19 protein-coding genes are annotated in these 19,491 nt (G+C 65.4%); 4 read left to right on the top strand and 15 right to left on the bottom strand.

The genetic code is table 11. The features are described 5' to 3' along the window. Positions 1–2: 2 nt before the first annotated feature. The 9 genes from AC1RQP_RS20930 to AC1RQP_RS20970 form a co-directional block, all read right to left on the bottom strand. Positions 3–614, bottom strand: a complete 612-nt coding sequence (locus AC1RQP_RS20930) for a class I SAM-dependent methyltransferase (RefSeq protein WP_492938344.1) — start codon at positions 612–614, stop codon at positions 3–5. A 181-nt stretch (positions 615–795) separates the two neighbouring features. After that, a complete protein-coding gene (locus AC1RQP_RS20935; RefSeq protein ID WP_492938345.1) occupies positions 796–3,987 on the bottom strand; it encodes an efflux RND transporter permease subunit in 3,192 nt (1,063 codons plus the stop codon). Further along, on the bottom strand, positions 3,984–5,405 hold the full coding sequence (locus AC1RQP_RS20940; RefSeq protein ID WP_492938346.1) for an efflux RND transporter periplasmic adaptor subunit: 1,422 nt from the start codon (positions 5,403–5,405) through the stop codon (positions 3,984–3,986). The genes AC1RQP_RS20935 and AC1RQP_RS20940 overlap by 4 nt, the downstream gene beginning before the upstream one ends. An 82-nt stretch (positions 5,406–5,487) precedes the next feature. Beyond that, a complete protein-coding gene (locus AC1RQP_RS20945) occupies positions 5,488–5,880 on the bottom strand; it encodes a FixH family protein (RefSeq protein ID WP_492938347.1) in 393 nt (130 codons plus the stop codon). 101 nt (positions 5,881–5,981) lie between these two features. Continuing rightward, positions 5,982–6,347, bottom strand: coding sequence for a hypothetical protein (locus tag AC1RQP_RS20950; protein WP_492938435.1), 366 nt, complete (start codon positions 6,345–6,347; stop codon positions 5,982–5,984). A 160-nt stretch (positions 6,348–6,507) separates the two neighbouring features. Beyond that, the gene (locus tag AC1RQP_RS20955; protein WP_448046250.1) at positions 6,508–7,695 is read right to left on the bottom strand and encodes an MFS transporter; all 1,188 of its coding nucleotides are present in this window, start codon (positions 7,693–7,695) and stop codon (positions 6,508–6,510) included. A 60-nt stretch (positions 7,696–7,755) separates the two neighbouring features. Next, entirely contained in the window at positions 7,756–8,943 is a 1,188-nt protein-coding gene (locus AC1RQP_RS20960; protein ID WP_492938348.1) for an MFS transporter, read from the bottom strand. Continuing rightward, positions 8,928–10,292 (bottom strand): NAD(P)-binding domain-containing protein, encoded by a 1,365-nt coding sequence (locus tag AC1RQP_RS20965; protein ID WP_492938349.1) that lies wholly within the window; start codon positions 10,290–10,292, stop codon positions 8,928–8,930. The genes AC1RQP_RS20960 and AC1RQP_RS20965 overlap by 16 nt, the downstream gene beginning before the upstream one ends. Before the next feature lie 49 nt (positions 10,293–10,341). Then, positions 10,342–10,659 carry an ArsR/SmtB family transcription factor gene (locus AC1RQP_RS20970; protein ID WP_061878003.1) on the bottom strand — a complete coding sequence of 106 codons (318 nt, stop codon included), beginning with the start codon at positions 10,657–10,659 and terminating at the stop codon, positions 10,342–10,344. Positions 10,660–10,784: 125 nt separating this feature from the next. Here AC1RQP_RS20970 and AC1RQP_RS20975 point away from each other — a divergent pair, with 125 nt between their 5' ends. The 4 genes from AC1RQP_RS20975 (at position 10,785) to arsC (ending at position 13,194) form a co-directional block, all read left to right on the top strand. Continuing rightward, positions 10,785–11,147, top strand: coding sequence for an ArsR/SmtB family transcription factor (locus AC1RQP_RS20975; protein WP_061878004.1), 363 nt, complete (start codon positions 10,785–10,787; stop codon positions 11,145–11,147). Continuing rightward, positions 11,140–11,667, top strand: coding sequence for an arsenate reductase ArsC (locus AC1RQP_RS20980; RefSeq protein WP_492938350.1), 528 nt, complete (start codon positions 11,140–11,142; stop codon positions 11,665–11,667). Before AC1RQP_RS20975 ends, AC1RQP_RS20980 begins: the two co-directional genes overlap by 8 nt. Before the next feature lie 2 nt (positions 11,668–11,669). After that, a complete protein-coding gene (arsB, locus tag AC1RQP_RS20985; protein WP_131874312.1) occupies positions 11,670–12,725 on the top strand; it encodes an ACR3 family arsenite efflux transporter in 1,056 nt (351 codons plus the stop codon). Positions 12,726–12,792: 67 nt separating this feature from the next. Further along, positions 12,793–13,194 (top strand): arsenate reductase (glutaredoxin), encoded by a 402-nt coding sequence (arsC, locus tag AC1RQP_RS20990; RefSeq protein WP_239622395.1) that lies wholly within the window; start codon positions 12,793–12,795, stop codon positions 13,192–13,194. 60 nt (positions 13,195–13,254) lie between these two features. Here the strand turns inward: arsC and AC1RQP_RS20995 are convergent, their stop codons facing one another. From AC1RQP_RS20995 to AC1RQP_RS21020, 6 genes are all read right to left on the bottom strand, one after another. Further along, positions 13,255–14,019 (bottom strand): hypothetical protein, encoded by a 765-nt coding sequence (locus AC1RQP_RS20995; RefSeq protein ID WP_492938351.1) that lies wholly within the window; start codon positions 14,017–14,019, stop codon positions 13,255–13,257. Between the two features lie 2 nt (positions 14,020–14,021). Beyond that, positions 14,022–14,219: a hypothetical protein gene (locus AC1RQP_RS21000; RefSeq protein ID WP_035680234.1), complete on the bottom strand. Its 198-nt coding sequence runs from the start codon at positions 14,217–14,219 to the stop codon at positions 14,022–14,024. Continuing rightward, a complete protein-coding gene (locus tag AC1RQP_RS21005) occupies positions 14,216–14,659 on the bottom strand; it encodes a hypothetical protein (protein ID WP_239622393.1) in 444 nt (147 codons plus the stop codon). Before AC1RQP_RS21005 ends, AC1RQP_RS21000 begins: the two co-directional genes overlap by 4 nt. A 24-nt stretch (positions 14,660–14,683) precedes the next feature. Then, positions 14,684–17,962, bottom strand: a complete 3,279-nt coding sequence (locus tag AC1RQP_RS21010) for a CHAT domain-containing protein (RefSeq protein WP_492938353.1) — start codon at positions 17,960–17,962, stop codon at positions 14,684–14,686. Between the two features lie 347 nt (positions 17,963–18,309). Then, complete coding sequence (locus tag AC1RQP_RS21015) at positions 18,310–19,071, bottom strand: hypothetical protein (protein ID WP_239622391.1); 762 nt, start codon at positions 19,069–19,071, stop codon at positions 18,310–18,312. Positions 19,072–19,087: 16 nt separating this feature from the next. Continuing rightward, positions 19,088–19,276: a hypothetical protein gene (locus AC1RQP_RS21020; protein ID WP_131874317.1), complete on the bottom strand. Its 189-nt coding sequence runs from the start codon at positions 19,274–19,276 to the stop codon at positions 19,088–19,090. Positions 19,277–19,491 lie beyond the last annotated feature (215 nt).

A 19,491-nucleotide genomic window follows, 5' to 3' on the forward strand; every position in this document is an offset into this window, starting at 1 on the left:
CATCAACGAGGGCTCGCCTGGCCCTCGTACATGAACGTCATGGGCTTCAGCCCGTTCATATAGCCGGTGCGCATCTCGTCGATGCGAAAGCCGTTCCGGGTCAAGACGTCAGCGATGTCCCGGTTGAGATGGCAACCGCCCGAGATGCGCATCCATGCGGGGGTCAGGCGATCTTGCCACCAGCGCACGTTCGGCTCGGGCGCGCGGCCATGCTCGACGAAGACCAGCTTCCCTCCCGGTTTCAGCACGCGCCGCGCCTCTGTCATCGCGCGATCGACGTCCGGAATGCTGCACATGGTCCAGGTCGTCAGGACCGTGTCGATGCTGCGGTCCTCGATCGGCATAGCCTCGGCCGACGCTTCAACGAGATCGACCGGAGTGTCCGGATGCGGCGCGTGCCGCGCCATTTCGAGAAGCCTTGGAGCGGGCTCGAGACCCACAAGCTGCGTCACCGTAGCTCCGTAGAACGGCAGGTTGCGGCCGGACCCGACGCCGATCTCGAGGACCCGGCCCTGGGCCGCACGGGCCGCGCGCTGCCGGTAGGGCGCAAGTTCCTTGTTGCGCATCGCAAGGTCGCAAAGCCGTGGCAGAATGACGTCGTTGTAGAAGCCCATGCGCGCATCTCCTGGCATCGCCGCTCAATGGTCCAGCCGATCTCCTCAGGTGCGGCAAAGGTCACCGCCGCACGTTCGCCTCTCATGCCAGCGCCGTCCCCAATATTAGCGCGATGACGACCAATGCGGTGATCAATTCCATCGCCCCAACGTTCCTGACAGCCGTTCAACATGACTGACCTCATTCGGCAGACTGCAGCACCCGCAATCTCGGACTGATCGGCTTTGACATTTCGGTCGGTTGTCCCTTGTCCTCGGACTCGGGAGACAGGTGGAAGCCCTTGACCAACCCGAAGATCGCGGGGATCACGATCAGCGTCAGCAGCGTCGACGAGATCATCCCGCCGATCATCGGCACCGCGATGCGCTGCATGATCTCCGACCCGGTGCCGGTGCTCCACATGATCGGCAACAGGCCCGCCATGATGGCGACCACCGTCATCATCTTGGGACGGACGCGCTCGACGGCGCCCTCCATGATGGCCTCGTGGAGATCGCGCCGGGTGAAGACCCTGCCCTCGGCGCTGCGCTTCGCCTTCAGCTCGGCCAGCGCGTGCTCGAGGTAGATCAGCATCACGACGCCGGTCTCGGCGGCGACACCGGCGAGCGCAATGAAGCCGACGGCGACGGCCACCGACAGGTTGAAGCCGAGCCACCACATCATCCAGATGCCGCCGACCAGCGCGAAGGGCAGCGACAGCATCACGATGAGTGTCTCGGTCATGGCCCTGAAGTTCAGGTACAGCAGCAGGAAGATGATCGTGAGCGTTACCGGAACGACGATCTTCAGGCGGGCGGCGGCGCGCTGCAAATACTCGTACTGACCACTCCAGACAACATAGTATCCGGGCGGGAACGCGATGCTTTCCGACACCGCGCGTTGCGCGTCGGCGACGTAGCTGCCGATGTCACGGTCGCGGATGTCGACGTAGACGTAGGTCGCGAGCTGGCCGTTCTCGGTCCGGATCGACGTCGGCCCCCGCGCCGGCTCGACCTTCGCGACCTCGCCGAGCGGCACCGCGCCGCCCGCCGGCATCGGCACCAGGATATCGCTGGCGATGGCCTTCGGATTGTCGCGCAGATCGCGCGGATAGCGCATGTTCACCGTGAACCGCTGCCGGCCTTCGACCGTCGTCGTGACCGTCTGGCCGCCGAGCGCGGCCGCGATGGTGTCCTGGACGTCCTGGATCAGGATGCCATAGCGGGCAAGCGCCTCGCGGTCCGGCACGATCTCGAGATAGTACCCGCCGATGCCGCGCTCGGCGTAAGCCGAGGACGTGCCCGGAACGGCCTTGATCACCCGCTCGACCTGCTTCGCCAGCCGGTCGATCTCGACGAGGTCGGTGCCCATCACCTTGACGCCGACTGGCGTGCGGATGCCGGTGGACAGCATGTCGATGCGCGCCTTGATCGGCATGGTCCAGGCGTTGGAGACGCCCGGAAACTGCAGCGCCTTGTCCATCTCCGCGACCAGGCTGTCGACCGTGACGCCGGGACGCCATTGCTCCTTCGGCTTCAGGTTGACGATTGTCTCGAACATCTCGGTCGGCGCCGGATCGGTCGCGGTCGCCGCCCGTCCCGCCTTGCCGTAGACGGACGCGACCTCCGGGAACGACTTAATGATGCGGTCCTGCGTCTGCATCAGCTCGGCCGCCTTGGTGACCGAGATGCCGGGTAGCGTCGTCGGCATGTAGAGCAGCGTGCCCTCGTTCAGCGTCGGCATGAACTCGGTACCGAGCTGCCGGGCCGGCCAGATCGTGACGGCGAGCACGACAAGCGAGGCCAGGATCACCAGCGTCTTGGTACGCAGCACGCCCTTGATGACCGGCCGGTAGATCCAGATCAGGAAGCGGTTGATAAAATTCCTGTGCTCCGGCACGATCCTGCCGCGGACGAAGATCACCATCAGCGCCGGCACCAGGGTGACGGACAGCAGGGCCGCAGCAGCCATCGCGAAGGTTTTCGTGAACGCCAGCGGGCTGAACAGCCGCCCCTCCTGCGATTCCAGCGTGAAGATCGGCATGAACGACACGGTGATGATCAGCAGGCTGAAGAACAGCGCAGGGCCGACCTCGGAGGCCGCGTCGATCAGGATCTGGACGCGCGACTGATCGGGCTTGGCGCGTTCGAGGTGCTTGTGGGCGTTCTCGATCATGACGATCGCGGCATCCACCATGGCACCGATCGCAATCGCGATGCCCCCCAGGCTCATGATGTTCGATCCCAGCCCCAGCAACTTCATGGCGCCGAACGCCATCAGCACGCCGACCAGCAGCATCAAGATGGCGACCAGCGCGCTGCGGACATGGAGCAGGAACACGATGCAGACGAGCGCGACGACGATGCTCTCCTCGACCAGCGTGTGCTTGAGCGTGTCGATGGCCGCGTAGATCAGGTTGGAGCGATCGTAGACCGGGACGATCTCGACCGACTTCGGCAGGCTGCTCGCGATCTCCTTGAAGCGCTTCTTGACGTTCTCGATCACGTCGAGGGCGTTGACGCCGAAACGCTGCAATACGATGCCGCTTGCGACCTCGCCTTCGCCGTTCAGCTCGGCGATGCCGCGCCGCTCATCCGGCCCGAGCTCGACATTGGCGACGTCCCGAAGCAGCACCGGCGTGCCGTTGCTCGTCTTCAGCACGATGTTGCCGAGATCGTTGACGCTCTTGACGTAGCCCTTGCCGCGAATGACGTATTCGAACTCCGACAGCTCGACGGTGCGCCCGCCGACATCGGCATTGCTGGCGCGGATGGCTTCACGGATCTTCTGCATGCTGATGCCGCGATCGCGCATCCGCTGCGGATCGAGGACAACGTTGTATTGCTTGACGAAACCGCCGATGCTGGCGACCTCGGCGACGCCTTCCGCCTTGGCCAGTGCGAACTTCAGATTCCAGTCCTGGATCGTGCGCGTGTCGGCGAGGTTCAATTCCCTCGATATCACGGCGTACTGGTAGACCCAGCCGACGCCGGTCGCGTCTGGCCCGATGGTCGGGGTGACGCCGGCGGGAAGCCTGGACGACGCGCCGTTCAGGAATTCCATGACGCGCGAGCGCGCCCAGTAGATGTCGGTGCCGTCCTCGAAGATGACGTAGACGAATGACACGCCGAAGAAGGAGAAGCCGCGCACCACCTTCGATTTCGGCACCGTCAGCATCGCGGTCGTCAAGGGATAGGTGACCTGGTCCTCGATCACCTGCGGCGCCTGGCCGGGATATTCGGTGTAGACGATGACCTGGGTGTCCGAGAGGTCCGGGATCGCATCCAGCGGCAGGTGCAGCAGCGCGTAGAGGCCGGCGGCGGCCGCAAAACCGGTGCCGAACAGCACCAGCAGCAGGTTGCGCGCCGACCAGGCGATGATGCGGGCGATCATTTGTGCTCTCCCGCCGCATGGCCCGCGTCGGAGGCCTGAGGAGCAGCCTCGGCGAAGCCTTTGAGCGCGGCCTTTAGATTGCTCTCCGCATCGATCAGGAAGTTGGCGGATGTGACCACCGCCTCGCCGTCCGCAAGACCGTCCCGCACCTCGATATAACCGCCGCCGCGCCGGCCGAGCTTCACGTCCCGCGGCTCGAAGCGCCCGTCCCCCTTGTCGACGAGAACGGCCTGGCGCGTGCCGGTGTCGAGCACCGAGCTATCCTGTACCGCCAGGACCGGCGCGCCATCTGCCGTGTCGATGTCGGCATCAACATACATGTCCGGCAGCAGCGCCGCGTCGGGATTGGCGAGCTCGATCCGGACGCGAACCGTCCGGGTCTCGCGGTTCACCTGCGGATAGATCACGGCGATCTTGCCGGTGAACGCGCGGCCGGGAAAGCTTCGCGCGCGCACCGCAACGGACTGCCCCACCCCGATATTGCCGAGATCGCGCTCGGCGACGTCGACCAGCGCCCAGACCAGCGAGGTGTCAGCGATCCGGAACAGCACGTCGCCGGGATTGGCACGCATGCCTTCGATCGCGTTGCGCTCGAGCACGATCCCGTCGCGCGGCGCCGACCAATGGATGGTGACGGGCGCGACGCGCGTCTTCTCCATCTCGGCGATCACCTGCTCGGGAACGTCGAGATTGACCAGCCGCTGCCGCGAGCCACGGCCGTACGACTCGACGCCGCCGACGGTCTTCGAGGTGATCGTCGCGAGATACTCGGCAGCCGCAGACGCGACCGCCGCGCTGTAGATCTCCATCACCGGCTGGCCCGCCTTCACGCGGGTGCCGGTGGTGACGTCCGCGACCTTCTGCACGAAGCTTTCGGCGCGCATCGCGATCACCGAGACGCGGCGTTCGTCCAGCTGAATTGTGCCGGGCGCCTTGACCGCGACGCGGATCGCGCGCCGCGCCACCGGCTCGGACTTCACGCCGGTGCGCTGGATCTTGCCGGGCGACAGCTTCACCGTCCCGTCGTCAACGTCGTCACCTTCGTAAACGGGGATGTAGTTCATTCCCATCGGATCCTTCTTCGGCACGGGCGAGGTGTCGGGCAGCCCCATGGGATTGCGGTAGTAGAGAATTTTTCGCGACGCGGCCGCTTGCGATGGCTTCGACTCTGCAGGGGCTGCCTGATCGTCATCGTAGACCGGCAGATAGTCCCGCCCCCGCTCGTCCTTCCGCGGCCCGGCCGACCAGAGCGGCGCGCCGCTCGGATCGCGGTAATAGAACGGAGTTTTGGCACCGCCTGCCGTGGCCGAGACGACCTCGGCATGGACGGACGAGCCGCCGTCGTTCATGAGCCAGAAAACGCCCAGGGCCAGGCTGCCAGTGAGCGCGAGTGCGGTGAGAAGACGTTGCGTGTTCATCGCCAGATACCGCGCGCCGCGGGCGCGCGTCCATGTAAACGGGAAAGAGAAGTTCGGGCGCCGTCCGGCGGCGCCCGAAGGCTCACTTCGTCGCCTTGACGATGACCTTGCTGGTGACCGTCTCAGGCTCGCCCTGCACCTTCGCCGAGAGCGTGACCTGATAGCGGCCGGCCATCGGCAGGTCGGTCTTGAAGGCATAGACGCCCGGCTCTTGGGACGGCAGCGGCGCGACGGCCGACTCCATGTCGGCCATGCCGTCAGGCGCCATGTCCACGCGAGTCCTGAAGATCACCGCGTCGGAGACCGGCTTGCCGGTCTGCTTGTTGGTGAGGCGAACGGCGAGCGTGACGTCGTCGCCCTTCTTCATCTCGGGATTGACCGGCTCGAAAGCGTAATCGCCCGCGCCCGCCATGGCGATCGAAGCGGCAAGCGAAAGGGTGGCGGCAAGAGCCGCAGCGCTGAATCTGGAAAGCATTGTCCTGTCCTCATGAATTGATCTTCCGCCGTGACGCATGACGCGCGCACGTCAGCCATCGACGCGCGCAGCCGTGCGCACGCGTCGTCAAATTGGCGAGATCAGATTCGAGGGGGCCGGAAGGGAGGACTGCCGCCGCGGAAGGCGACGACCTGATCGTCGGGAATGACGGTTTCCCCCGACGCTATGGCAAGGAATGCGAAAGCCAGAGGACGGATATCCGCAAGTGCGATGGTGCTGCCGACACAGCAGAACCCCATCCCGCACTTGTAGCCGCCGGTGTCGGAGCCCGTTCCCTTCATGTCGGGACAGCAATCGTCCATCGACATTTCTCCGTGGCCGCTCATGACCATGGTCGCCGGCATGTCGTCCGACGACATGGCGAGGCTGGAAGCGGACACGCCAACCGGCAGCATCGCCAGGGATAGGGCGATGGCGAATGCCAGGATGGTACGGACGATCCGCATTAATCTGCTTTTAACTGTTGGGACACTTTCTGGAACCGCAGCGTTTGTAACATATCCCGCTGCCGAAAGCATTCTTTGATCCGGGTCAAGCATTCGTGACCGCGGGTTCGGCACCTGTCACCGCGATCACCCCCGACCGAGCAGCGAACTCCCGGGTTCGCTATCTTGACCTCGATAGATGCTTCTCCGACGGAGTCATGCGCGCCCACAGCAATGCGAGCGGGCCCAACGCGATTCCGGCCGCGAGCACGATGAAAACGAGCAACCAGCCCTTCGCACTCTGCGGACCGCCAGCAGCATCGAGCGCAGCCCCGGTTCCCCACGCTCCAATCGCGGACAGGCCGAAGCCAACCGTCGAATGCAGGGCCAGGGTCGCCCCGCGATGCTCGGAAACAGCCGCAGCCGACATGCCCGCCGTCAGCGCGCCTGAATCCGCCGGCACCGTCAGGCCATAGATCATCAGCAGCAACGCCAGCCCCCATGCCGGAGCCGTCGCGTTGAGGCCGATGGCGAGCGCAACGCAGGCCGAAGCGATCATCACCACCGTGATCGCACGATGCCGCCCGAATTTCAGGGCGGCCTCATTGCCGAGGATACTGGCCGGCATCGAGATCACCGCGAAGCAGAAGCTCATCAGGACCGGAGAGAGCCATGAGGGCGCGCCTTGATGCGCAACGACGAAGGTCCAGAATCCGACCAGCCAGGTGCGAATGCCATAGAGCTCGAAGCAGTGAGCGCCGTAACCGAAGATGTAGCCGAGCGCCTCGCGGTTGGCGAAAACGGGTGCAAAGTTCAGCAGGCGTCCTGCTCTGGGAGTGGGGCGGCGGCCCTCGATCGCAAGACACGCGACCACCATCGCAATCGGCCCGATACCCGTCACGTAGAATGCCGTCCGCCACCCCCAGCGATCGGCGAGGATTTGCGCGATCAGGAAGGACAGGCCGACGCCGACCGAGAAGCTCGACGTGTACAGCGTTACCGCCCGTGAGGTGTCGCCGGCCGGCAACCGGTCGGTCAGCGCCTTGAGCCCTGGCATGTAGGCACCGGCAAAACCCAAACCCGCGAGCGACCAGATGATGGTCCCCGACCAGAACCCTTGCGCGAAGATCCCGAACGCGACGGTCGCGACTCCGCTGACGACAGAGCCGCCCAGGAGCACGAGTCGTGCATCGATGCGATCGGTCAAGGTCGTGAGCACGGGCACCGCCAGCATGTAGCCGAACGCGTAGCCGCTCGCCATCAGCCCGCCTTCCGCGGCGGACAACCCCCACGCCGGCATCAGGTGCTGCGCCAGATTCGCGGACAACGTCACATGCGGCAGGAGATTGCCGAGCTGACCGATGCACATTGCCGCAATCAGCGGCCAGCCGCGCAAGCTACGAATGCTCTCCTCCCATCCCGTGGGTGCTCACGTCGTCCGATCTGCACGAAGCAGCAGCAGCGCGACGAAGGCCGAAGTCGAGGCCAACGCGCTGATCCAGAGTGCGCTGCTGCCGAAATGCTCCACCATCAGTCCCAGCGCAAGCGGCGCGAAGGCACCTGTTGCCCTCGACGGCAGCGAGATCATGCCGACCCGCCTGCCGAATCCCGCCGGCCCGAACAACGCCAGTGGCAGCGTACCACGGGCTATGGTGATGATGCCGTTGCCCGCGCCATACAGCACCGTGAAGGCCGGCGCGAGCCAAGGGCCGCCCGCGACCAGCGCAAGCACGCCGATCGGATTCATGAGCATGGCAAGCCTTGCCGACAGCAGCGGATGAAACCGGCTGAGCCATCCTGCCTCCAGAAGGCGGGCGCCGACTTGCGCAGGTCCGACCAATGCTCCTGCGAACAAGGCCTGTGCCGGCGTGGCGCCGAACGCAACCAGCATGGTCGGCAGGATGGCCGAGACTCCGGAGCTGACGAAGCTTGCCGCCGCAAAGATGTACGCCAGCAGCATCATCGCGAAGCTTTCGCTCTGGCGGCCGGAGTGTTGGCTCGCGTCCGTGCCCGGTCGGGGCTCCTGGTCCAATGGAGCGGCACGGGGCAGCGAAAGATTGAGCGGCAAGGCAACGCCGATATGGACTAGCGCCCACACCTGGCAGGCTGCGCGCCAGCCGTACTCCGAAGCGAGCCACGTCGTGAGAGGCCAGCCGAGGGTAGAGGCGAAACCGGCGATCAGCGTAATGCCGGTGATCGTTGCTCGCGCATTGGTGCCGTAGATGCGCGCAAGCGTCGCGAACGCCGCTTCATAGAGGCCCATGCCCATGCCGATCCCGAGCAGGATCCAGGCCGTGATCAGCAGCACCACGCCATGGGACACGGAGAGCAGGAGCAAGCCTGCCGCGAAGACGAGATTCGAGACGGCAAGCAGGCCGCGCCCTCCGAACGTGTCGATGGCATGCCCGACTCTCGGGCCGAGCAGGCCGGAGATGACGAGCGCTCCCGACAGCGCGCCGAACAGGTAAGTCGGCGCGAGACCGAGATCGTGCGCAATCGGCGCAGCCAGGATCGCAGGGAGGTAGTAGCTCGACGCCCACGCAATGGTCTGGGCGCTGCCGAGCGCGACGACGACAGCGAGCGGGCTCGCAGTGCCTCCCGTCATGAGCAACCGCATCCCGCACTGCCTGCCCTCATGGCGGATTCATCGGCGGCACAGCAGGCCGAGGGTTCGGCCTTGGCCGGACCGCCGCAGCATCCCGCTGCGCCGGCGGACTCGACGCCGGCCCGCGTGCAGACACCGGTCTCGGGCAGCACGAGCTCGACCCGTGCCGCAGCCTCCTTGTCGCCCGCGATCTCGGCGACGATCGAGCGGACCTGCTCGTATCCAGTGGTCATCAGGAAGGTCGGCGCCCGGCCGTAGGATTTCATGCCGGCGAGATAGAAGCCCGGCTCGTCATGCGCCAGTTCGCGAGCGCCGTGAGGCCGCACTGTTCCGCAGCTGTGCTCGTTGGGATCGATCAGCGGCGCAAGTGCGACGGGCGCCTCGATCGCCGGGTCGAGCCGAAGCCGCAGCTCGGACAGGAACGAGAGATCGGGACGGAAACCGGTCGACACCACCAGCTCATCCGCAACCACACTGCGCGCACCGCAGCAGGCACCTGCCGAAATCCTGAGACGTCCTTCGACCTCCGAAAGATGGGTGACACCGAAGTCGGTCTCGACCTTGATCTTTCCGTCAGCCACGAGCGCGGCGAAGGTGGATCCCAGCTCGCCGCGCGCGGCAAGCTTGTCGTTGCTGCCGCCGCCGAAGGCTTTTGCAGGATCGTCGCCGCGCAACAGCCAAACGGGCTGCGTGCCGGGCACCTCCTCGGCGAGCCGTGCGAGTTCGATCAGCGTGCCCAGCGCGGAATGGCCGCCACCGAGCACGGCCACGGTCTTGCCGGCATATTTGTCGCGCGCAGCACCTCGCACATCCGGCATGCCATAGGCGATGCGATCGCTGCGCTCGCGTTCGCCGATCGCAGGCAGACCGTTGCTGCCGGCCGGATTGGGCGAGAACCACGTGCCTGACACGTCGATGACGGCATCGGCGCGCAGCACCTCGGGGCCCCTGCCGTTCTGATAGCGGAGTTCGAAGGGCGCCTGCTCGCGGCCCCTGGTCTTCGCCTTGTCGAAGCCCACGCGGCTGATCGCCGTGACGCGGCTCGACGTCCGGATCGTCTCGCGCAACGGCGTTCGCGTTGCGAGCGGCGCGAGGTAGCGCTCGATCAGTTCGCCGCCGGTCGGATAGGATTGCGGGTCCGGCGAATTCCAGCCCGTCGGCGCGAGCAGGCGCGCCGCCGCCTTGTCGACATTGTATTCCCACGGCGAGAAGAGCTGGACGTGCCGCCACTGCCGCACCGCATGCCCGGCTTCGGATCCGGCCTCGAGCACGACGGGGGACATGCCGCGTTCGAGCACGTGCGCGGCGGCGGCGAGACCGACCGGCCCCGCCCCGATGATGGCCACCGTTTTCTTGCTCATGTCGTTTTCTCCTATATTTCTAGAATTATGGAATAAATCGTCAAATGAATCAGGCTGCCGTCTGAGCATCCTTGCATCCGGCTTCGTCCGCGCAGCACTCCGCGACCAGATAGTCGACCAGGCCCCGCATGGCGTCGAAGTTGGCGTGGCAGATCAGGGTCGTCGATTCCCTGACCTGACTGACCAGTCCGACCGCGACCAGGGTCTTGATGTGGTGCGACAGCGTTGACGCCGGGATCTTCAGCTTGTCCTGCAAGCGGCCAACCGGCATGCCCGCGTGCCCGGCCCGGACCAATGCGCGGTAGATCTGAAGCCGGGTCCGATTCCCCAGGGCCTCCAAACGCGCTGCTGCGTCATCGATCTTCATGAGGCCAGGATGCACCCGTGCCACATCATCTGTCAAACGCTATTTCTAGAATATTCGAAATATGGACTCACGAGGTCCCGGATTTCAGGTTGACGCGACCCTCATAATTCCATAAATCTGGATATATGGAAACAGAAGAAGCCGTCCTGGCGCTCGCCGCGCTGTCTCAACCGACCCGTCTGGAGGCGTTCCGGGCGCTGGTCAGACACGAGCCTGACGGTCTTGCGGCCGGCGATCTCGCGCGTCTGCTGGAAGTCCCCCAGAACACGCTCTCGGCGCATCTGTCGATTCTGAGCCGCGCGCGCCTCGTGATGTCCGAGCGGCACAGCCGTTCGATCGTCTACCGCGCCAACCTCGGTGAATTTCGCGACGTCGCCGTCTTCCTGCTGCGCGATTGCTGCGGCGGACGGCCGGAAGTCTGCGAGCCCGTCGTCGAGACTTTGCAATCGTGCTGCGCTCCCAAGCGAAGGAAGAAGGTCCATGCCTGACCGCGTCTACAATGTGCTGTTCCTCTGTACGGGCAACTCGGCCCGTTCCGTGCTCGCGGAATCGATCCTTCGCAAGGACGGTGCCGGGCGCTTCCGGTCCTACTCCGCGGGGAGCACGCCGAAAGGCGCCGTGCATCCGCTGGCGCTGCGCACGCTGCAGAGCATGGACTATCCGACCGACGGGATGCGCTCGAAGAGCTGGCTCGAGTTCGCCGCGCCCGATGCGCCGGTGATGGATTTCGTCTTCACCGTCTGCGACAACGCAGCTGGCGAATCCTGTCCGGTCTGGCCGGGTCAACCGACGACTGCGCATTGGGGCATCGAAGATCCTGCGGCCGTCGAAGGCACCGAGATTGAAAGACTTGCGGCCTTCTCGACGGCCTTCCGCTACCTGAAGAACCGCATCGGCGCGTTCGTGAACCTGCCCCTCAGCGGCATCGACCGGCTTTCGCTGGGGACCAAGCTGCGGGAAATCGGCCGCTCCGAGGGGGCAACCTCGGGCAAGAGCGACGTGGCGTGACCATGAGCATCTTCGAACGATACCTCACTTTGTGGGTCGCGCTTTGCATCGTGGTCGGCGTCGCATTGGGGCACGTCATGCCCGGCTTCTTCGGCGCGGTTGCAGCCGCTGAGGTCGCCAAGGTCAACCTGCCGGTCGCGATACTGATCTGGCTCATGATCGTGCCGATGTTGTTGAAGATCGACTTCGGCTCACTGGGCCAGGTCCGGGAGCATTGGCGCGGCGTCGGCGTCACCCTCTTCATCAATTGGGCCGTGAAGCCGTTCTCGATGGCGCTGCTGGGCTCCTTCTTCATCGGTCACGTCTTCGCACCGTGGCTGCCGTCCGACCAGATCCCGTCCTACATCGCCGGCTTGATCCTGCTTGCGGCTGCCCCCTGCACTGCGATGGTGTTCGTGTGGTCCAATTTGTGCGAAGGTGAGCCCCACTACACTCTGAGCCAGGTCGCACTCAACGACGTGATCATGGTTTTCCTGTTCGCGCCGCTCGTGGGGTTGCTGCTCGGAGTGGCCTCGATCAGCGTCCCCTGGGACACGCTGCTTCTGTCGGTCCTGCTTTACATCGTTGTTCCCGTGATTGTCGCTCAGCTGTGGCGCAAGATGCTGCTGCGAGGCGGCGACGCCAGCTTCAACCGCGTCATGCGGATGCTGCAGCCTCTCTCGCTTGTCGCGCTCCTCGCGACATTGGTGCTGCTCTTCGGCTTCCAGGGAGAGCAGATCGTCAGGCAGCCCGGCGTCATCGCGATCCTTGCCGTCCCGATCCTGGTGCAAGTCTATTTCAATGCGGGCCTGGCCTATTGGCTGAGCCGGCGGTTCGGCGTGGCCTGGTGCGTCGCGGCTCCAGCTGCCCTCATCGGCGCGAGCAACTTCTTCGAGCTGGCGGTCGCCGCCGCGATCAGCCTGTTCGGCCTGGACTCCGGCGCGGCGCTGGCGACCGTGGTCGGCGTCCTCGTCGAGGTCCCGGTGATGCTGTCCGTCGTCCGCATCGTCAAGGCCACGCGGGGCTGGTACGAAGCGGGGACTGGCAAAGTCCCGACGGCTGCCGAGGCCCGCCAATGAACTCATCATTTGCCGGCGGCGGTGCGGCAGCGATCGATGCCGGTCTGCCAGTCACGGAGACAAGTCGATGAGCGTCACGATCTATCACAACCCGGCTTGCGGCACCTCACGCAACACGCTGGCGATGATCCGGCAGAGCGGCACTGAGCCCGTCGTCATCGAATATCTCAAGACACCGCCCTCGCGGGAGAAGCTCGAGGAATTGATCGCAACGATGGGCATTCCGGTCCGCGCGCTGCTGCGTGAGAAGGGAACGCCATACAAGGAGCTCGGCCTGGACGATCCCAAATGGACCGACGACGAGCTCCTGGATTTCATGATCGCACATCCCATTCTGATCAACCGCCCGATCGTGGTGACGCCAAAGGGCACGCGCCTGTGCCGGCCGTCGGAGGCCGTGATGGATATCCTGGACAATCCGGTTGGCCGCTTCGTGAAGGAAGACGGCGAAGTGGTCGAGGCGCGATAGGCTTGCATCTTTTCCCGGGGCCACGCCGGCCCGGACCAAGCGTCCGCGTTGAACGCGGAGCTATCCGAGCAAGCCCTTCAATCCTGCGTAGATCGACCCGACGCCGGTCGCAGCGACGCCGGCCAGCGGCCCCGCGGTCTGCATGAGGTCCTGGATCAAGCGAGCCCGGCGGCGCAGCTGCTCCTCGCCGACGTGCTGCCCGAGCAGTCGCGCCACGCGGAAGGCGAACGCATTCGGCTTGCCGCCCTGGGTCAGCACACGCGGCAGGATCTGGAAGATCACGACGCTGAGAATGTTTCCCGAAACGAAAGCGAGCAGGATGCTGGCGCCATATTCGAAAACCTCGCGCCACTCGATCCAGATCGTTGGCAGGATCGGGACATCATCGTGCAGGCCGGTGACCGTCAGCATCGCCAGGATGCTGACGCCTGCGGCCAGGAACGCCAGCACGAATGCCGTCAGGGCGGAGACCCGGTGCAGCGGATAGGCCACGAATCCGAACAGGAGCGGGATGACGATCGATGCAATCCGAAGCGGGATCGGCGACACGTTGAAGGTGATGGTCACGAGCACATGCGCAATCACTAGCAGCAGGGACGGAATCAAGACATAGAGCACCGCATGCGTTCCATAATAACGCAGCGGGTTGTTGTAGCGCTCGAGGCGGACATTGACGCGATCGAGATCGCGCCTGAGCTTGTCCAGCTCGGCGACGATCTCGTCAATCTCGAGCAGCGTCGGCCGTACGACGCGCAAGTCTCGCGAACAATGCTTGCACGCGATGGCTTCGTCCTTGATCGTCTCGGAGCAGAACGGACACTCCATCGCTAGCGCGACTTTCTCCGCTTCATGATGGCTTCGACCTCGTCCCTGGCCCGCCGCAGTTCATCGCGCAGCTCCTCGCGCTTGCGCAGGAGATCGTCGCGCTCGGCAATCAGCGTGGCGGGGACGGCGATGTCGCGCCCGCACGAGGCGCAAACCAGCGCGCCCTCTGCACTTTCGGACCGGCAGTAGGGGCACGTCACTTGGGCGCCACCTTGAGGGTGAACATTGCCGTACCCGGTCGGCCATCACTGTCCTTGATATCGACGCGCACCGTGTATTCGCCGGGCGGCAGCTCCGCATCCTGCATGTTGATGCCGTCGGCCTGCACGAAGGGCTTGACCCGAGGGGTCAGGTCGACGTTCGGCGTCCGGAGGAAGATCACCTTGACCGACTCCGGATCGATCTTGGCCCCGCCATAGGATTGAAATTTCAACACCAGCCGGAGAGGTGAGCTCGCCGAGCCGCCCGGCGAGACGAACTCGACCTTGGGACCGCGCAGGATGCCGCGCTGATCGACGGCAACTGCGCCCTTCGGCGGCGGCAATTTCGCTTCCTCCTCCGTGATCAACAGCGTGGCGCGCGATGGTGCCGAGAACGACAAACCTGCAGCCACAAGGCCCAACAAGACTTTCCGCTTCATTTCCCTGCCCCCCTTCCCCGTTCGTCAACGCAAGCCGCCATCGCCGATGATGGTGTAAGGCGCCCAGAACAGCGGATGCGCATAGGCGAACTCGGTCTTGCCCTCGCTGTTGAGATAGCCCGGCCCATCGACGAGAGCCATCGCCGCCTGGCGCAGCGCCTCGCTGCGCGACAGCTTGGGATCGTCGGCCTGCCGCTTGAACAGGTCGGTCACCAATTGTCGCGCCGACTGTGAGTGGACCGACCAGTTCGTCACCAGCAGCGCGCGCGTTCCGGCGTAGAAAAACGCGCGCCCAAGGCCGGATGCCGCCTCCGCCCCTGCTCCGGCACCGGCGCCGGTGTTGCAGGCCGACAGGATGACCCAGTCCGCATCCAGCTTGAGGCCCAGGATCTCCTCCATGGTCAGGAGGCCGTCGCCGCCCTCACCCGTCACCGCCGGCGACGACAAAGCGAGCGCCGGCTGCGTCAGCCCGTTCAGCTCGCCCGGGACCAGTCCATGGGTTGCAAAGGCGAGGATCCTGAAGCCAGACAGATTCATGGTCTTCACCGCGCTCTCGGTCGCGCTCTTGCCGAGAAACAGCACCTTGGAGGGGTCCGCCTGCAAGGCCAGCGCGATCGATTTCAACTCGTCGGCGGTATCGGGCAGACGGGGCAAGAGGCCGAGCTCGGCGCTGTCGACGCCTTCGAGCTTGGGACTGTTGCGCCGCTTCAGCGGGCCGCCGCGGGTGATGTTGCCGCCGGCGTCGGCGACCTGAATCTTCTCGCCTCCGCCTTCCGCCTCGGCCTGCTGCTCGCTGTTGAAATAGGGATCGCCAAAGGCCACGAGGTCGCCGCGGCCGGGCTTGCCCGGCGGCAATTGCCGCAGCGTGCGCAGCGCCGCCGCCGAAGGCACCGTCGACACGGCATGGGTTCGCGCCAGCCACGGCACATTGCGATAACCGATGAAGAGCGGGTCCTCGTCGGCAGACACTTCCGCCGGCGCCGTCGGCAACAAGGACAGCGGCAACAATCCCAGCGCGCCGTTGGTCACGACGATCACGTTCCTGGCCGGCTTCCAGCCGCTCTCGACCGGCTTGAGCAGCAGTTCGTAGAGCTCGTGGCCGAGCTTGAGGTCGAAGGGCGGAATGTCAGAGATCATCGCAGCTTGCGGCTCGAGCGCTTCGCGCAGCTTGCGGATCTTCGTCTCGATGTCGCCGATCCTGGCCTGCACGGCGGCGAACGCCACCGGCCCGGACTTCGGCACGGCCCAGACGAAACTGCCGTTCTGGCCGAAATAGAACGACAGCATGGCCTCATCGTCGGCCAGCGTGGCGCGGATCTCGGCGACGCTCGGCGGCCTGGGCGAAACGAGATCGGCGTAAATCGGAAACTTCTGCTTGATCTCCTGGCGCGCCTTGTCGCGCTGCCCGCGCAAGGCGCCAATCGAAGCCTGGATTTGTGCAACGCCCTTCTCGTCCCGCTCCGCCGCGGGGAGCGCAAGCACGTTGTTGAGCGTGCCGAGCTGGGCGTTGACCTGCTTGGTGAGGTCCTGCTCCTTGCGCACGAGCTCGGCAAGCGCAGGGTCCTTTGCCGCCGCACGCGCGCTCGAAGCGGCCAGCGCCTGCTGCACCGAACGGCCGCGGACAGCATCAGCGAGGCCGAACGTCTCTTCGCCAACCTCCTTGCCGGTTCCTACGGCCCTGGCAAGCAGCAGCAGATAGCTCTCCACGATGGTCTGCAGCCGCTGGCTGCGCGCGGCTACCACCGTCGTGTTCTCATCGTCGGCGTTTTCTCCGGCGCTCGCCACCATGACCGGGATGGCAGCCTTGAACTCCCGGATAGCTTCAGCATCGCGGCGTGCGCGCATCAGTCCGACCGCCAGCGTGCCGCGCGCCGAGGCGGAATCGAAATGATTCTCGCCGACCCGGGCGACCTGCTTCTTCACGAGCTGCTCGGCCGCGGCGATGCCTGCGTCCAACTGACCGGAGCCGTAAAGCGAGAGGATCCGGGACGGATTGAGTTCGAACACCTGACGGCGCTGCGGATCCCAGCCGGCCACGGCCTTGTCGATCCTCGCAAACATCTCGTTCGCTTCGGCATTCTGGCGCCGAAGCGTCAGAATGCCGGCGAGCTGCGACAGCAATTGTACCGTCGTCTGCGAGTCCTCCGGCACACCCACGCTCTTGTTGATCTCGAGCGCCACACGACCGAGCTTCTCGGCCTCCTCGTAACGGCCCTGATCGACCAGAATGCCCGCCAGCCCCATCACGAAACGCGGCGTGACGGGATTGTACTTGCCGGTGTCCTTCAGGCGCGAGAGCAGCGCGCGACGCGCGTCCGCCTCGGCCTCGGCGAGCCGGCCCTGCTTCGCCTTCATCCGCGCCTGGTTCAACACGGTGCCGTCGATCGCCTGCTGCAGGAGTGTTTCCGCCGGCGCGTTGTCCGACTCCATGATCGCCTTCGTGCTTGCGCGCTTGCGCACCTCCGCATTGCGATAGGCGGTCTCGGCGTCGGCAAACTGTCCGCGCGCCTCGAAAATCAGGGCGCGAGCCAGCTCCAGCTCGCCTTCCCAGCTCTGGCCGAACCTGGAATAAGCCGATCGCCAATTGGGATGGCCGCTGGTCCGGGCCTCCTGGATCGCGGTCTGGCTGCGACGCAGATAGGCTTCAGCCTGCGCGACGTCGCCCATCTGGATGAGGACGGCCGCGACCCCGCGGTTGGTGTTGAACTGCCATCCCTTGGCGCCCGGCATACTGGCCGCTTCGCGCAGAAGCCTCTGCATGATCTCGAGCGCGCGCTTCGGGTCCCCCGCAAGAGCGTGCTGCAGCGACTGAAGCTGCAACATCCGCGCCAGCAAATTCGGACTGACGGCGCCGCGCCCGACTTCCACGGCCTTGTCGGCGTCGGACATCGCCTCGGCGAGCCGGCCGAGCTGCGCGCGCGCGTTGGCGCGATCGAAATAAAGCTCGGCGAGATCCTGACGGGATTCCTTGCCGGTCGGTGCGGCTTCGGCGTCCGATTTCAATTTCGCGATCGTCTTCTCGTCGGGCTTGTCGCCGTCGAGGATCGCCGTGATGTCGGCGATGCTGCGGGGCGGCGCGACGAAATCCTTCGGGAGCGCGGTGCCTGCCTCGAGCTTGGGTCCCATTTCCTTGGGAAGCTCGACTGCGACATTGGCGCGGCCATTGGCGGCATTCAGTGCCGCCATCACGCAGGCCCTGACCTGGGGCGAGGCCTTGGCGCGGCAAGCTTCGAGATTGGCACCGCCGGCCGGCCCTCCACCTGCGCGCATGCAGGCCTGCACGATCGGCCTGCCGACCGTCATCCGACAATTCTCGAGCGCCGCTTCCTTGGTCAGCGCGGTTGCAGAGCCGGTTGACCCTAGCAGAAGGGCAAAGGTCAGCAGTTGGCGTGGGCTAAGGTCCAGACGGCTCTTAAACGGACCAATGGTGTCCAAGCGCATCTCGAACAACCTTTGAAAAAATAACTTGAAGAAACGGGACCATCCTATCCGGACCGTAGGGAAGGACAAGGGCAATCAAGGCGGTTCCCGGATGCCTCAACGGACCAGGCGGTTGCGGCCGGCATGAGGTGGCGGCGGCTTCAGGCTAGCTTCGCTGACCTGGCTGCAAGGGCGAGATGGCTGCGCTCGGCCGGCAACGGGTTGTATGGTCAGCCCTTCGAGACGACCGCCCGGCCGTAGGGCGGCTGTGCCGCGACCGGTGGATTGGCGGTCTGGGCGGCGAGTTCGCCGATCAGGCGGTCGGCATCGGCGGCCATGCCGTCGGGAGCCTGGATCACCAGGCGTTCCAGCGCCCAGCGGTAGGACGAGATGCGCTGCTCCAGGCACTGCTGCACCCACTGGATGATCAGCGAGTTCTCCTGCATGCGAGCGACCGCATCGTCCCTCTCCCTTGGTGAGAGCGCGGAGACGCGTGCCATGCTGGCATTGCGCTTCCTGTCGAGATCGATGACGCGGATCGCGCTGCCGAAGAACGGCTCGAACCGCGTGATGTCGTTGCGGACGTCCTCGATCAGCTGCGCATAGCGCGAGGAATGCGAGCGGTGCGGCTCGTCGATCAGCGTGCGTCCGTACATGGTGCGGTCGAACACGACCTTCTGCCGCCAGGGCGAGGGCAGCGCCTTGTAGTCGCCGAACACGCTCTTCCAGGCCGGCCGCGACAGCGGCGGCTCGATCATGGGATAGGCGAGATCGCGAAGCTGGCGCTCTTCGTCGGTGAGCTGGAATTGCGAGGGCTGCAGGCCGACGCTGGAGGTGACCTCCGCGCCCAGCCAGCGGTGCATGTCGTCGCTGCGCATGTCGGCGCGCGTGCGGCCGAAATCGCCGCCGCTGCAGGCGCACAGCCCCGCGCCAAGCAGGGCGAGCAGCACGGCCGAAAGGACAGGCCGGATCTGGCGGATGGATTCCGGCATTGCGTGAAGCCGGATGTCAGCGGCGGCGACGACGGCGCCCCGGCGCTGCGCCCTGCTCCGGCCCGCGATCGCCGCTGGTTTCGTCCGCCTCACGCTCGATCCGGATCACGGGAAGGATCACGACCGTTCCCATGTCCGCGCGTGGAGCGACATCCCCCGACGAGCCCACCCGGCGACCGGCCGGAAATTCGATGATGGTCCCCATGTCAGCTCTCTCAATTGCCGTGCGACCGAACGCGCCTCTGCAACGTGGCGATCATTAAGATCAGTTCATGGTTAACGGGATGTAAACGCGCGGCCTTGGACCGTAACCGCACGGGCGCGCCGCGCCGTCCCGTTGCGGTACGACAACGCCTTGAATTGCAGGGCCGGCTTCACGCCTCATTTTCCTTAACGAGGCTTTAAAAGAACCTGCGCTAG

It is taken from the genome of Bradyrhizobium sp. GW821-FHT13H06 (assembly GCF_058803975.1).

Bases quoted from the DNA above. Each gene is read 5' to 3' on its own strand.
- AC1RQP_RS20930 (WP_492938344.1), bottom strand. From the start codon at position 614: ATGGGCTTCTACAACGACGTCATTCTGCCACGGCTTTGCGACCTTGCG.
- AC1RQP_RS20935 (WP_492938345.1), bottom strand. From the start codon at position 3,987: ATGATCGCCCGCATCATCGCCTGGTCGGCGCGCAACCTGCTGCTGGTG.
- AC1RQP_RS20940 (WP_492938346.1), bottom strand. From the start codon at position 5,405: ATGAACACGCAACGTCTTCTCACCGCACTCGCGCTCACTGGCAGCCTG.
- AC1RQP_RS20945 (WP_492938347.1), bottom strand. From the start codon at position 5,880: ATGCTTTCCAGATTCAGCGCTGCGGCTCTTGCCGCCACCCTTTCGCTT.
- AC1RQP_RS20950 (WP_492938435.1), bottom strand. From the start codon at position 6,347: ATGCGGATCGTCCGTACCATCCTGGCATTCGCCATCGCCCTATCCCTG.
- AC1RQP_RS20955 (WP_448046250.1), bottom strand. From the start codon at position 7,695: ATGTGCATCGGTCAGCTCGGCAATCTCCTGCCGCATGTGACGTTGTCC.
- AC1RQP_RS20960 (WP_492938348.1), bottom strand. From the start codon at position 8,943: ATGCGGTTGCTCATGACGGGAGGCACTGCGAGCCCGCTCGCTGTCGTC.
- AC1RQP_RS20965 (WP_492938349.1), bottom strand. From the start codon at position 10,292: ATGAGCAAGAAAACGGTGGCCATCATCGGGGCGGGGCCGGTCGGTCTC.
- AC1RQP_RS20970 (WP_061878003.1), bottom strand. From the start codon at position 10,659: ATGAAGATCGATGACGCAGCAGCGCGTTTGGAGGCCCTGGGGAATCGG.
- AC1RQP_RS20975 (WP_061878004.1), top strand. From the start codon at position 10,785: ATGGAAACAGAAGAAGCCGTCCTGGCGCTCGCCGCGCTGTCTCAACCG.
- AC1RQP_RS20980 (WP_492938350.1), top strand. From the start codon at position 11,140: ATGCCTGACCGCGTCTACAATGTGCTGTTCCTCTGTACGGGCAACTCG.
- arsB (WP_131874312.1), top strand. From the start codon at position 11,670: ATGAGCATCTTCGAACGATACCTCACTTTGTGGGTCGCGCTTTGCATC.
- arsC (WP_239622395.1), top strand. From the start codon at position 12,793: ATGAGCGTCACGATCTATCACAACCCGGCTTGCGGCACCTCACGCAAC.
- AC1RQP_RS20995 (WP_492938351.1), bottom strand. From the start codon at position 14,019: ATGGAGTGTCCGTTCTGCTCCGAGACGATCAAGGACGAAGCCATCGCG.
- AC1RQP_RS21005 (WP_239622393.1), bottom strand. From the start codon at position 14,659: ATGAAGCGGAAAGTCTTGTTGGGCCTTGTGGCTGCAGGTTTGTCGTTC.
- AC1RQP_RS21010 (WP_492938353.1), bottom strand. From the start codon at position 17,962: ATGACGGTCGGCAGGCCGATCGTGCAGGCCTGCATGCGCGCAGGTGGA.
- AC1RQP_RS21015 (WP_239622391.1), bottom strand. From the start codon at position 19,071: ATGCCGGAATCCATCCGCCAGATCCGGCCTGTCCTTTCGGCCGTGCTG.
- AC1RQP_RS21020 (WP_131874317.1), bottom strand. From the start codon at position 19,276: ATGGGGACCATCATCGAATTTCCGGCCGGTCGCCGGGTGGGCTCGTCG.